This is a genomic window from Pseudomonas sp. 1L-B-1-E-C1 (assembly GCF_057291835.1).
This window is the reverse complement of the sequence record NZ_JBXAWN010000014.1, coordinates 39,308-52,562: the sequence shown is the minus strand read 5'-3', so window position 1 is coordinate 52,562 and position 13,255 is coordinate 39,308. Positions and strand designations below refer to the sequence as shown.

General features: G+C 61.9%; 12 protein-coding genes. 4 read left to right on the top strand and 8 right to left on the bottom strand.

The annotated features are described in order from the left end of the window. Window positions 1–139: 139 nt before the first annotated feature. Window positions 140–946: an MOSC domain-containing protein gene (locus AC0Z4S_RS22800; protein WP_485624694.1), complete on the top strand. Its 807-nt coding sequence runs from the start codon at window positions 140–142 to the stop codon at window positions 944–946. Window positions 947–1,018: 72 nt separating this feature from the next. Here the strand turns inward: AC0Z4S_RS22800 and ppnP are convergent, their stop codons facing one another. The 8 genes from ppnP to AC0Z4S_RS22760 all read right to left on the bottom strand — a co-directional run bounded on the left by ppnP (window position 1,019) and on the right by AC0Z4S_RS22760 (window position 10,439). Further along, a complete protein-coding gene (gene ppnP / locus AC0Z4S_RS22795; protein ID WP_039759849.1) occupies window positions 1,019–1,303 on the bottom strand; it encodes a pyrimidine/purine nucleoside phosphorylase in 285 nt (94 codons plus the stop codon). A 72-nt stretch (window positions 1,304–1,375) separates the two neighbouring features. After that, window positions 1,376–1,918, bottom strand: coding sequence for a 3'-5' exonuclease (locus AC0Z4S_RS22790; protein WP_064361558.1), 543 nt, complete (start codon window positions 1,916–1,918; stop codon window positions 1,376–1,378). 70 nt (window positions 1,919–1,988) lie between these two features. After that, a complete protein-coding gene (locus AC0Z4S_RS22785; RefSeq protein WP_485624693.1) occupies window positions 1,989–3,950 on the bottom strand; it encodes an acetyl/propionyl/methylcrotonyl-CoA carboxylase subunit alpha in 1,962 nt (653 codons plus the stop codon). 220 nt (window positions 3,951–4,170) lie between these two features. Beyond that, window positions 4,171–4,968: an enoyl-CoA hydratase/isomerase family protein gene (locus tag AC0Z4S_RS22780; protein WP_485624692.1), complete on the bottom strand. Its 798-nt coding sequence runs from the start codon at window positions 4,966–4,968 to the stop codon at window positions 4,171–4,173. Beyond that, window positions 4,965–6,122 (bottom strand): citronellyl-CoA dehydrogenase, encoded by a 1,158-nt coding sequence (gene atuD, locus AC0Z4S_RS22775; RefSeq protein ID WP_485624691.1) that lies wholly within the window; start codon window positions 6,120–6,122, stop codon window positions 4,965–4,967. Before atuD ends, AC0Z4S_RS22780 begins: the two co-directional genes overlap by 4 nt. Window positions 6,123–6,152: 30 nt before the next feature. Beyond that, window positions 6,153–7,769 carry an acyl-CoA carboxylase subunit beta gene (locus tag AC0Z4S_RS22770; RefSeq protein ID WP_485624690.1) on the bottom strand — a complete coding sequence of 539 codons (1,617 nt, stop codon included), beginning with the start codon at window positions 7,767–7,769 and terminating at the stop codon, window positions 6,153–6,155. Between the two features lie 3 nt (window positions 7,770–7,772). Continuing rightward, a complete protein-coding gene (locus tag AC0Z4S_RS22765; protein ID WP_485624689.1) occupies window positions 7,773–8,642 on the bottom strand; it encodes an SDR family oxidoreductase in 870 nt (289 codons plus the stop codon). Between the two features lie 12 nt (window positions 8,643–8,654). Next, entirely contained in the window at window positions 8,655–10,439 is a 1,785-nt protein-coding gene (locus AC0Z4S_RS22760; RefSeq protein WP_485624688.1) for an acyclic terpene utilization AtuA family protein, read from the bottom strand. A 184-nt stretch (window positions 10,440–10,623) separates the two neighbouring features. Here AC0Z4S_RS22760 and AC0Z4S_RS22755 point away from each other — a divergent pair, with 184 nt between their 5' ends. From AC0Z4S_RS22755 to AC0Z4S_RS22745, 3 genes are all read left to right on the top strand, one after another. After that, entirely contained in the window at window positions 10,624–11,247 is a 624-nt protein-coding gene (locus tag AC0Z4S_RS22755; RefSeq protein ID WP_485624687.1) for a TetR/AcrR family transcriptional regulator, read from the top strand. Between the two features lie 93 nt (window positions 11,248–11,340). Continuing rightward, window positions 11,341–12,138 carry a substrate-binding periplasmic protein gene (locus AC0Z4S_RS22750; protein WP_485624686.1) on the top strand — a complete coding sequence of 266 codons (798 nt, stop codon included), beginning with the start codon at window positions 11,341–11,343 and terminating at the stop codon, window positions 12,136–12,138. An 84-nt stretch (window positions 12,139–12,222) separates the two neighbouring features. Continuing rightward, complete coding sequence (locus AC0Z4S_RS22745) at window positions 12,223–13,236, top strand: GNAT family N-acetyltransferase (protein ID WP_485624685.1); 1,014 nt, start codon at window positions 12,223–12,225, stop codon at window positions 13,234–13,236. Window positions 13,237–13,255 lie beyond the last annotated feature (19 nt).

The window sequence follows — 13,255 nt, the reverse complement described above, 5'->3', positions numbered from 1 at the left end:
ACATTCACCATCAATGCTGTCTGAGCCTGCGCGTTCGCGAGCAGGCTCGCTCCCACAACAGATATGTTCAAACCCACTACGGCTTTGATTCAGCATTGAAGCTCGTATAGGGTGGCGTTTTTCCATCAGGGAGCTGGCCATGCTGCGTCTGAGCGCGCTTTATCGTTACCCGTTGAAATCCGGCAAGGGCGAAATGCTGCAAAGCATCGAGCTGGACAAGCTGGGGCTGGCGGGCGACCGACGCTGGATGCTGGTGGACGAGGCCAGCGGCCGCTTTCTGACCCAGCGTGCCGAAGCGAAAATGAGTCAGTTGTCGGCATTGTGGAATGCCAGCGGCGGTCTGACCCTGAGCGCTCCAGATCAGGGCTCCATCGAAGTCCCATTGCCTGCGGTCGACGCCGAGCTGCGCGGGGTGACGATCTGGCGTGACACCCTGCGTGTACCGGACGCCGGTGATCAAGCCGCGCGTTTTGTCAGCGACTTCCTCGGCAAACCGACACGTCTGGTGCAAATGCCACTGGAGCGAGCGCGCACCACGCAAGCGGGATTCGGCAGGGACGATGATCAAGTGGCGTTCGCCGACGGTTATCCGTTGCTGCTGATCGGCGAAGCCTCGCGGCTGGCGCTCTCGGAAACGGTAGGACGAGAGCTGGAGATGCTGCGCTTCCGCCCGAATCTGGTCATCGAGGGCAGCGCGCCTTACGCCGAGGACAACTGGAAACGTATTCGCATCGGCGACATCGAATTGCGCGTGGTCAAGCCGTGCGCGCGCTGCATCATGACCACCGTCGACCCGCAAACCGGTGAGCGCAGCGCCGATCGCGAGCCGTTCGCGACGCTGCAGAAACACCGCAGCACTGCCGACGGCGCGATGTTCGGACAGAACCTGGTCAACGACAGCAACGGCCGCCTGGAAGTCGGCATGCCGGTTGAAATTCTCGAATAGGCTGTCGCTGAAATGAAAAATGCCCGTGTCTTCTCAACACGGGCATTTTTTTGCGCTGTGAAACCGGCGGGATCAGCCGCGGTATTCGCACAGGTAAGCGGTATCGACGGCGACTTTCAGCTGGAACTTGCTGTTGGCCGGGACGTTGAACTGGCTGCCGGCGGCGAAGGTTTCCCAGTCGCTGCTGTCTGGCAGTTTTACGCTCAGCGCGCCTGATACCACGTGCATGATCTCGCGCTGGCTGGTGCCGAATTCGTATTCGCCCGGGGCCATGACGCCGATGGTCGCCGGACCCTCAGCGGTGCCAAAGGCGATCGACTTGACGGTGCCGTCGAAGTACTCGTTGACTTTAAACATGGGCGGATTCCTCGAAAAGGGCTTAAAAGGGGGGCGGCCAGTATGCACAAGGCTTTTCGCGCCGTCACGCGCCTATAGCGGCAGAACCAGTGGCAACAACCGAGCGGTGTTGCGGGCATCTTCCAGGGCTCGATGTTGCTGTCCGGAAAACTGCATGCCGGCCAGTTGCAGCGCGCCGTTGAGCCCCAGCGGTCGCTCCAGGCGTCGGGCCTTGGCGAAGCGTTGTTTGAGGTTCATGTGCGGGACTTTGCTCAGGCCACTGTCGATGTTCAGGCGCTGCCATTCCTGCAGCAGCTGCTGGCGATCGTAACCGCCCCAACTGGCCCAGCCTTCAAGACGGGCCTGATGCTGCGCCAGCCAGCGCTCGAAGGCCGGCCAGACTTCGCTCAGCGGTTGTGCCGAATCGATGTTGGCCTGGGTGATGTGCGTCAGCTCCCGACAGAACGGCGTCAGCAATGGACGGCGGGTCGGTTTGACGAAGCGCTGGAAGTGATCCTGCTCGCGCCCGGCACGGTCGACCAGGGTCGCACCGATCTCGATAATTTCCATTTCCGTGACCGGCCAGCCACCCTCGTCTGTGGTGGCTTCCAGATCTATGACCAGCCAATGGGGCATCGCAGGGTTCCTGATTTCCGCGTTCTGATTTATCAGAGCGTAGTCAAACCCCGCGCTTGTGCCCGGGCGACTACTCGACCTGCAACAGAACCTGACGATTTTTTACCTGATCGCCGACCTTCACTTGCACCCGTTTGAGCACGCCATCGATGCCGGCTTTCAGCGGGTGCTCCATTTTCATCGCCTCTAGCACCACCAGCAATTGTCCCTTGCTGACCGTACTGCCCTCGCTGACCAGCACGTCGACAATGGCACCGTCCATCGGTGCTTTCAGGGTGCCGGAGGCGACGCTGGTCTGACTGTCGATCAGCGCATGAGTTCGATCCTCCAGGCGCAGGCTGCCCGGATGGGTGAACAGCCACAGCTGCCCGTCGTGCAGTCGATAGGCATGGCGCTGGCGCAGGCCGTCGATTTCCAGGCTCACCGACTGCGCGGTGTGCTCGATGATTTTCAACTCCAGCGTGCGCTCGCCCAGCTGCACGACACATTCGCCGGATTTGCGCGCGAGCACCGATAGCGCCCAGTCCTGCTCGTCACTGCCCAGTCGATAGTGCAACGGCACGCTGGCGTTGTTGCGCCAGCCGTTCAGCGGCGGGCGATGGGGCAGGGCGCTGGCCTGATAGAACAACACCACGGCAATCGCCAGTTGCTCCGCCGTCGGCACATGGGCGTTGAGACTGGCGTGGCTGGAAAAGTGCTGCTGGATGAAAGCGGTGCTGAAATCGCCACTGATGAACTGCGGATGTTGCAGCAGGCTTTCGAGCAAACGTTGATTGCTCTGCACCCCGAGCAGCACGGTGTCCTGCACCGCACGCAACAGCTTGCGCCGCGCCTCTTCACGCGTGGCGCCGTGGGCGATCAGTTTGCCCAGCATTGGATCGTAGAACGGGCTGACTGACTGACCTTCAAGCAGACCGTGATCGATGCGCGCGCCGTGGTCCGATGCTGGATGCCACGCCGCAATTCGGCCGGTTTGCGGGAGAAAGTCTGCGGCAGGATCTTCAGCGTAGAGGCGCACTTCCATGGCGTGACCGTCGAGGCGGATCTGCTCCTGCGTCAGCGGTAGCGGCTGGCCTTCGGCGACCAGCAATTGCCACGCGACCAGATCAAGTCCAGTGATCATTTCTGTCACCGGGTGTTCGACCTGCAGGCGCGTGTTCATCTCCAGAAAGTAGAACTGCCCGCGCGCGTCGAGCAGAAACTCTACGGTGCCAGCGCCGACGTAATCCACCGCGCGCCCGGCCTTGAGCGCCGCCTCGCCCATGGCCTGGCGTAGCTCGGCGGTCATCACCGGGCAGGGTGCTTCTTCGATGACTTTCTGATGGCGGCGCTGGATCGAGCAATCGCGTTCGCCGAGGTACACCAGATGGCCGTGCTGGTCGCCGAACAGCTGCACTTCCACATGGCGGGGTTCGATCAATGCCTGTTCGAGGATCAGTTCGTCACTGCCGAAACCGTTCAGCGCTTCGGAACGGGCCGTGCGCAGTTGCGCCGCCAGTTCGCTGGCCTCGTGCACCAGGCGCATGCCGCGTCCGCCACCACCGGCGCTGGCCTTGATCATCAGCGGATAACCGATGCGCTCTGCTTCGGCCACCAGGGTCGCGTCGTCCTGCGCTGCGCCCTGGTAGCCGGCGATGCATGGAACGCCGGCATCAAGCATGGCGATCTTCGACAGGCGTTTGCTGCCCATCAACTCGATCGCTTCGGCGCTGGGGCCGATGAAGATCAGCCCGGCTTCGGCGCAGGCGCGGGCGAAATCGGCGTTTTCCGAGAGGAAGCCGTAGCCGGGGTGAATGGCATCGGCACCGCTGCGTCGAGCGGCGTCGATGATCGCTGCAATGTTGAGGTAGGACTGCTGCACTGGTGCCGCGCCGATGTGCACGGCCTGATCAGCCATTTGCACGTGCAGCGCATCGGCGTCGGCGTCGCTGAACACGGCGACGGTGCGATAGCCCAAGGCCTGGGCCGTGCGCTGGATGCGGCAGGCGATTTCACCGCGGTTGGCGATCAGGATTTTGTGGAGGGTGGGCATGGTGGGGTTCCTGAAATGATGGCGGTGAATGTGGTGGCCTCATCGCGAGCAGGCTCACTCCCACATTTGGAATGCATTTCGACCCGGGATTTGTGGATGGCGGGCATGGTGGGTTTCCTGAGGTTTTTGCGGTGGGTTGGATGGACTCTTCGCGAGCAGGCTCGCTCCCACATTTGCAATGCAATTCCGACCTGTGGGAGCGAGCCTGCTCGCGAAGCTTTTAGTTGACCCACCGCGGTTTGCGCTTTTGCACAAAAGCCATAGTCCCCTCGATGCCTTCGTCTCCGGTCACTGCCGCGCTGAACCACTGCGCCGCGTCATCGAGCAATTCAATCGACGGCTGCCCGGCACTCGCCAACAGCAATTTCTTGGTCATCGCATTCGCTTGCGGCGCGCAGCGCAGCACCTGTTGCAACACCTCATCCAGCCGCTCGGCCAGCGCCTGGGCATCCTGTTCGACAAAATGCACCAGCCCCAGACGTTGCGCCTCAGCGCCATCGAAACGCGCCGCCGTCAGCGCGAGTCGGCGGGTTTCGGTCAAGCCGATCCGTTGCACCACGAACGGCGCGATTTGCGCCGGGATCAGGCCGAGGCTGGTTTCCGGCAAACCGAACTGCGCCTGGTGATCGGCCAGGGCGATATCGCTGACACAGGCCAGACCGAATCCGCCGCCGAGCACGGCGCCTTGCAGCACAGTGATCAGCACTTGCGGCGCCTGCTGGGCTTGTTCCAGCAACGCGCCAAACGCCCGGTTCAAATCGCGATAAGCCTCCGCGCCTTGGGCCCGGGCATTGGCCATGTCCTTGATGTCGCCACCGGCGCAGAAATGCCCACCGGCGCCGCTGAGCACCAGCGCGCGCACCGCGCGGTCATCGCGTATCGCCGCCAGCACCGCGCGCAGTTCGGCGACCATTTGCAGGCTCATCGCGTTGCGGCTGTCCGGGCGGTTGAGAGTGATGTGCAGCACGTCGCCATGCAGTTCCAGCACCAGCGTCTGGCAATCCGGCAGGCCGCTCATTTCTTTTTCCCCGGCAGGATGCCCATCAGTTTGCAGATGATGCCCAGCATGATTTCGTCGGCGCCGCCGCCAATCGACACCAGACGCACATCGCGATAGGCGCGCGCCACCGGGTTGTCCCACATGAAACCCATGCCGCCCCAATATTGCAGGCAGCTGTCACTGACTTCGCGGCCGAGGCGCCCGGCCTTGAGTTTGGCCATGGAGGCCAGGCGGGTGACGTCCTGGCCTTTGATGTACTGCTCGGTGGCCTGATAGACCAAGGCGCGCAGGCATTCGATTTCGGTCTGCAGTTCGGCGAGGCGGAAGTGGATGACCTGGTTGTCGATCAGCGCGTTGCCGAAGGTCTTGCGCTCCTTGCAGTACTCGATGGTGCTGTCGATGCAATATTCCAGGCCCTTGATCATGTTCGCCGCGCCGAACAGGCGTTCTTCCTGGAACTGCAGCATCTGCATCATGAACCCCGCGCCTTCATGGCCGATGCGGTTGCGCTGCGGCACGCGCACGTTATCGAAGAACACCTGGGCGGTTTCCGAGCTGCGCATGCCGAGTTTGTCCAGGTGCGAGCTGAGGCTGATTCCCGGGGTGTTCATCGGCACCATGATCAGCGACTTGTTGATGTGCGGCTTGTCGTCCGAGGTGTTGGCCAGCAGGCAGATGAAATCGGCGCTCGGCGAGTTGGTGATCCACATTTTGCTGCCGTTGATCACGTAGTCATCGCCGTCCTTGCGCGCCGTGGTTTTCAGCCCGGCGACATCGGAGCCGGCGCCGACTTCGGAAACGCCGATGCAACCGACCTGTTCGCCCGTGATGGCCGGGCGCAGGAACTCTTCGCGCAGTTCATCGGAGCCGAAGCGGGCGAGGGCGGGTGTGCACATATCGGTCTGCACGCCGATCGACATCGGAATCCCGCCGCAATGAATGGTGCCGAACTCTTCGGCGGCGACAATCGAATAGCTGTAATCGAGGCCCATGCCGCCGAATTTTTCCGGCTTGGAAATCCCCAACAGGCCCAGCTCGCCAGCCTTGCGGAAAATATCGTGGATGGGAAAGCGCCCGGCCTTTTCCCATTCTTCGACGTGCGGATTGATTTCATGCGCGACGAATTGGCGGACGGTGCGGCGCAGGGCTTCGTGTTCCGGGGTGAAGATCATTGTTGTTGTTCTCCGTAGGATCCGTGGCGGTCAGAAGCGGCTGACGCCGAAGCTGTTGGGTTGCAACGTACGCCTGTCGGCTTCGTGGCAGATATCCAGCAAGTAGCCAAGCAGGGTGCGGGTGTCGCGTGGGTCGATCAGGCCGTCGTCCCACAGGTTGGCACTGCCATAGAGCGCGGTGGATTGGCTGTCGAGTTTCTGCGCGGTCATCTGCTCAAGCATGTCGAGCATTTTCGGATCGGGCTCGATGCCGTCCTTGAGCTGTTTCGCTTCGGTAACGATGCGCAAGACCTTGCCGGCCTGCGCGCCGCCCATCACCGCTGTGCGACTGTTGGGCCAGGCGAAAATGAAGCGCGGATCGAGCCCGCGTCCGCACATGGCGTAGTTGCCGGCGCCGTAGGAACCGCCGACGACGATGGTCAGTTTCGCCACCCGTGCGTTGGCCACCGCTTGGATCAGTTTCGAGCCGTGCTTGATCACGCCTTGCTGTTCCGATTCGGTGCCGACCATGAAACCCGTGGTGTTGTGGAAAAACAGCAGCGGCGTCTGGCTCTGATCGCACAGCTGGATGAACTGCGCAGCCTTGCTCGCACCTTTCGGGGTGATCGGGCCGTTGTTGCCGATGAAACCGCAGGCGCGGCCCTGGATTTTCAATTGGCCGCAAATGGTTTGCTGATCGAACTCGCCCTTGAACTCGAGAAAGTCCGACTCATCGGCGATCCGCGCGATGATTTCGCGTACGTCGTAGGGCTTTTTTGCATCGTCCGGGATCAACCCCAGCAGTTCGTCGATGGGGTAGAGCGGTTCGTTGTATGGCGGCTCCGGCAGCCAGGGCAGCTGTTCATTCCATGGCAGCATGCGCATTATTTCGCGGACCTGACGGATGCCGTCGGCATCGTTCTCGGCCAGATATTCAGCGGTGCCGGCGACCTGCGCGTGCATTTCGGCGCCACCGAGTTCTTCATCGGTGGCGACTTCGCCGGTGGCGGCTTTGAGCAATGGTGGGCCGGCGAGAAACAGCTTGGCCTTGCCGCGCACCACCACCACGTAATCCGACAACCCCGGTTGATAGGCGCCGCCCGCCGTGGCCGAGCCGTGCACCACGGTGATCTGCGGCAAACCCATTGCCGACATGCGCGCCTGATTGGCGAAGCTGCGCGCGCCTTCGACAAAAATCTCCGCCGCGTAATTGAGATTGGCACCGCCGCTTTCGGCGAGGGTGATCATCGGCAGTTTGTTTTCCCGGGCGATCTGTTGCAGGCGCAGGGATTTTTTCAGGCCGCTCGGCGAGATCGTGCCGCCCTTGATCGCGCTGTTGTTGGCGACCACCATCGCGCGAATGCCGCAGACGTAACCGATGCCGGCAATCAGCCCACCACCGGCCGAACTGCCGTCCTTGTCGTCATGCAACTTGTAGCCGGCGAGGCTGGCCAGTTCGAGGAACGGCGCGCCGGGGTCGAGCAACAGGTTCAGGCGCTCGCGGGGCAACAGTTGCCCGCGTTTGCTGAATTTGTCTTTGGCTTCGGCGGCCTTGTTCAACAGGTTCTGTTCAAGCTGCTGCACCTGCTCGATGGCGGCGTGCATGGCGGCGCGGTTGCGCGCGAACGCTTCGCTGTGCGGATCGAGTTGCGACTGAATCTGCGCCATGGCTTATTCCTTGTCCTTGAGCACGTCAGGTAAATAGGCGCGGTGGAAACCATTGAACGATTCGCTGTGGCTGGCCTTGTGCAGCGGCCATGCACGACTGCCGAGGCTGGCGGCGCCGTCGATTTTCACTGTGGTGCCGCTGATGAACGCCGCCGCCGGGCTGAGCAGAAACACGATCGCCGCACTGACTTCCGATTCGGTGCCGATGCGCTTGAGCGGCACGTGCTCGCGCAGGGTCGGGATCACCGCTTTGAACGCGCCTTCGTAAGTGTCCATGCCGCTGGAGGCGATCCAGCCCGGTGCCACGGCGTTGACCCGCACCCCGGCATAACCCCACTCGAACGCGGCGGTCTTGGTGAAGTTGTCCATGCCCGAGCGCGCCGCGCCGGAGTGGCCCATGCCGGGCATGCCGCCCCACATGTCGGCGAGCATGTTGACGATGCTGCCGCCGTGTTTGCTCATCGACTGGTTGAACACTTCGCGCGCCATCAGAAAACCGCCGACCAGATTGGTCCGCAGCACGGTTTCAAAGCCCTTCTGATTGATCGAGGCCAATGGCGACGGGTATTGGCCGCCGGCGTTGTTGACCAGACCGTGGATCGGCCCGTGTTCGGCGATCAGCTCTTTGACCAGTTGTTTGACCGCTTCTTCATCGCGGATATCGCAGGCCTTCCAGTGCGCGCGGCCGCCGTCCTCGGCGATTTCGGCGGCGACCTTTACGAGCTTTTCCGGCTTGCGCCCGACCAGCAGCACATTGGCGCCGAGCGCCGCCAGTTCATGGGCGGTGCAGCGTCCGATGCCGCTGCCGCCGCCGGTGACAATCAGGTTCTGGCCGCTGAACAGATCGGCGCGAAAAATCGACGCGTAAGCCATGCACACCATCCTCTAGTCGAGCTGTTCGGCGATGCTCTGCGGCACCGGGATCTGGATTTCCAATAATTGCTGGGCCAAGGCTTTGCCCTGCGGGTCGATGCGCAGACTGGCGACACCGCCACCGCCGAGGGCGTTTTCCAAGAGAAAGTTGAGGCTGTGAGTGCCGGGCAGATACCAGCGTTCAACACGCCCGAGCACTGGATCAAGGACGTGGCGCATCCAGTCGACAACCACCGAAGTTGTCAGCGCTTCGGCGATCCACGGCAGGTAATCGGGATGGCGCGGCATCACGCCGATGTTGCTGTGGTTGCCCTTGTCGCCGGAGCGTGCCACCGCCAGTTTCACCAACGGCACACTGGCATCGGCGCGGCCCTGGGGTTTGGGCGGTTGCTGGGCGACCGGCAAATCTGCACTGTCCAGAGCCACCAGGGCGGGCAGGGCACACGGATGGCACTCGCCAGCCATGTCGACTTGCAGGGTGCAGGCGCTTTTATCGATGAGGAACGAGAACAGGCGGATGACCGGATAAACCGTCGGCCGACCGCCGACGATGCCGGTCAAGCCCGGCGCCATACCGGTCGCGGCCTGGGCGATCTCTTTGGAAAACAGCACCAGCGCGCGTTTGTCGGGATGGCGCACGGCGATTTTGATCACCACTTCGCGGCTGTCGCGGCGCTGGCCATGGGGGCCGTAAGTGGCTTCGCTGCCGAGCAGTTCGACATGGGTTTCGCTGTACGGCGCCCAGCCGCGCAGGCTGAACATCTCGGCGGTCTTGTCGATAATCGCCTGGCTGACCCGCCGCGCCTTGTCCACCGCGTCGATGCCGGCCATCAGGCAACTGGCGGTGCAGCGAAAACCGTCCGGATATGTCGCGCTGACCTTGTATTTGTCGGTGGGTGGCAGGCCTTTGGCCCCGTGCACCTGCACGACGTTTTTGCCTTGTTGCTGGAGTTTGACCTGGGTGAAATCGCAGATCACGTCGGGTAGCAAGTAAGCCTGCGGATCGCCGATTTCATAGAGCATCTGCTCGCCAACGGTCAGCGGCGTGACCAGCCCTCCTGAGCCTTCCGGTTTGCTGACAAGGAACTGGCCATCGGCATTGACCTCGACGATCGGAAAACCGATGTGCTCGTAATCCGGCACGTCGCACCAGTCGGTGAAATTGCCGCCGGTGCACTGTGCGCCGCACTCAATGATGTGCCCGGCCAGTGCGGCTTGGGCGAGTTTGTCGTAGTCATGCCACGACCAGCCGAATTCGTGGACCAGCGCCGCGCTGACCACGGCACTGTCGACCACCCGACCGGTGATGACGATGTCGGCGCCCAGGCGCAAGGCTTCGACAATCCCAGGCGCGCCGAGGTAGGCGTTGGTCGACACGCACATTCGCGGTAGCGGGGCGCTGCTGAACATTTCGCGGATATCGGCTGGGTGTTTGAGTTGTCCTTGCAGGTCATCGCCGAGTAACACGGCAATCTTCAGCCTGACCCCGGCCTGGTCGCACGCCGCTTGCAGGGCCGCCGCGCAAGCCTGCGGATTGACCCCGCCGGCATTGCTGATCACGCGGATGTTCTGCTCGGCCAGTTGCGTCAGCAGCGGCGCCAGCACTTCAACGAAGTCGCCAGCGAACCCGGCCTGCGGGTCTTTCAGGCGCGCGCCGGCCATCAGCGACATGGTGATCTCGGCCAGATAATCGAATACCAGATAATCCAGGTTTCCGCCCGAGACAAGCTGGGCGGCAGCGGTGGACGTGTCGCCCCAGAAGGCACTGGCGCAGCCGATTCGCACGGTGGTTGGCATTTTTATCTCCGACTCAGGAACCTGCGACAGAAGTGTCTGGAGGCTACCAAGCAAGCGCTTGGTTTGTAAACAGGCGAAACATTCTTCTGCCCAAGCGCTTGCTTGGTGCCCGCGCGCGGCTTAAATTGCGCGCAACCCTGCGGTTACAGGGGGCAACACACTGATCGACTGTAGGAGAGAAAGGGTGGACGAGCAAAAAGCCCTGCGGGTCATGCGCGAACTGGTCGACCAAGGCCAGCTGACCGACCCCGACAGCGCCCGCGGCAAATTGCTGCAAGTGGCGGCTCACCTGTTTCGCAACAAAGGCTACGAGCGCACCACGGTGCGCGATCTGGCCAGCGCTGTGGGCATTCAGTCGGGAAGCATTTTTCATCATTTCAAAAGCAAGGACGAAATCCTGCGCGCGGTGATGGAGGAAACCATCCGCTACAACACTGCGCTGATGCGCGCGGCCCTGGCCGAGGCAAGCGACGTGCGCGACAAGGTGCTGGCGCTGATTCGCTGCGAGTTGCAGTCGATCATGGGCGGCAGCGGCGAGGCGATGGCGGTGCTGGTGTACGAATGGCGCTCATTGTCCGAAGATGGCCAGGCTAAAGTCCTCGCCCTGCGTGACGTTTATGAGGACATCTGGCTGCAGGTTCTGGGTGAAGCCAAGGACGCCGGATATATTCGCGGCGACGTTTTTATTACCCGACGTTTCCTCACCGGTGCACTGTCCTGGACCACCACCTGGTTCCGTGCTGGCGGCAGTTTGAGCCTCGATCAACTCGCCGATGAGGCGCTGATTCTGGTCCTCGAAGCGCGTTGAACGGTTGTCGGACCGGCCGGGAAACTGGCTAAGTCGGCGAAACCGCCTAGCTTGAATGCATTGATCGCTATTTTTTTCGGGGAGTGGGGTGTTTTGAAGTCTTCGCCAATTCGGACAGCCGCCGGGCTGATGCTCGCTGCGCTGGCTGCGTTATGGGTATTGCCCGCTCAGTCAGCGCAATTGGTCCGGGTCGGCGCCGCGCATTTCCCGCCCTATACGATTCGCCCGGAAAACGGCGCCGACACCGGCCTGTTGCCGCAATTGATCGAAGCGCTGAACCGCTCGCAGAGCGACTATCAGTTCGTCCTGGTGCCGACGTCGATCCCGCGCCGCTTCGGTGATTTCAAGCAGGGCCGGATCGACATGGCAATCTTCGAAAACCCCGAGTGGGGCTGGAAAGACATTCCCCACGATGACGTCGACATGGGCCTGGAAGACGCCGAGATTTTCGTCGCGCAACGCGAAGACGGCCGCCAGCAGAGCTATTTCTCCAGCCTTTCGGGCAAGCGTCTGGCGTTGTTCAGCGGTTATCACTACGAATTTGCCAACTTCAACGCCGATCCGAAATACCTCGCGAAAAACTACAACGCCACGCTGACCTATTCCCACGACAGCAACCTGCTGATGGTCCTGCGCGGACGCGCCGACATTGCTCTGGTGACGCGTTCCTATCTGTTCGATTACCTGCTGCGCAACGAAAAGGTCCGCGATGCCTTGCTGCCCTCGCAGCGTACCGATCAGATCTATCACCACTACGCGATTCTGCGACCGAGCGCTCCGATCACTGGCGAAGCCTTCGGTAAGCTGCTGCATGCCCTGCGCGACAATGGCGAACTGCTGAAGATTTTCGAACCGTACAGGATTGCCGTAGTGCCGGTGCCTCATCCCTGAACACTGTTTTTGTCTCGCGCTTAAATTTCCCCTCCCGGCTCACGTCACTTCGTTGAACTGTCGACGATTACGTGAGCCCGCCCCATGTCCAATCTGAATGACCTGACTGCCCTGGCGTTGCCCTCGGGCAGTCGATTGATCGCTGATGCCACCGAGAGCCGCTTGAGCCTGAGCCTGGACGGACAGCCGTTGATTCGGCTGCGCCTCGACCGTGACGGCAAAGGCCCGATCCAGCTCGACGAACGTTTTGCTCTGCCGCCCGGGCAAGCCCTGTGGGCGGCCTGCTATTGGTTGTTCGCCCGTGACCCGGCGTGTCAGCAGTTGACATGGCAACTCGACCAACCGCCCACCGAAGCGTTGCTCAGCGGTTTACTGATCAACACCGAAGTTGCCGGCGAATATCGCTGCGAGCGCACGCTGTTCTGGCAACTGCCGCAACCGTGGCTCGGCGCTTCAATGACCGGCAGCTATCCGCAGCAAATGGTCATCAGCCAGGGCAAGCGTCATCCGCTGCGCCCGGTGAAGCCGCGCGGGGAAGTCTATCGGCGTTTCGATGCGCGGCTCGGCGCGTGGATTTCCTTGCGCACGCTGGAAATCGAGGAAGATCTGTCGCGCTTCAATCGCTGGCAGAACACCCCGCGCGTGGCGAGCTTCTGGCAGGAGGAGGGCAGCCTTGAGCAGCATCGCGAGTATCTGAGCAAGCTCGATGCCGATCCGCACACGTTGACGCTGATCGGCTGTTTTGACGATGAGCCATTTGCCTATTTCGAAGCCTATTGGGCCAAGGAAGACCGCATCGCGCCGTTCTACGATGCCGGCGATTACGACCGTGGCATTCACATGCTGGTCGGTGAGGAAAGCCATCGCGGCCCGCACAAGGTGGCGAGCTGGTTATCGGCGCTGGTGCATTACCTGTTTCTCGATGACCCACGCACCCAGCGCGTGGTCGCCGAGCCGCGTGCCGATAACGCGAGGATGATCGGGCATATGCACAACCAGTGTTTCCACTGCGAAAAGGAATTTGATTTCCCGCACAAGCGCGCGGCGCTGATGATTCTGGGGCGGGAGCGGTTTTTTGATCGGTGCAAGCTGGCCTGATACCGCATCAAACAAAAAG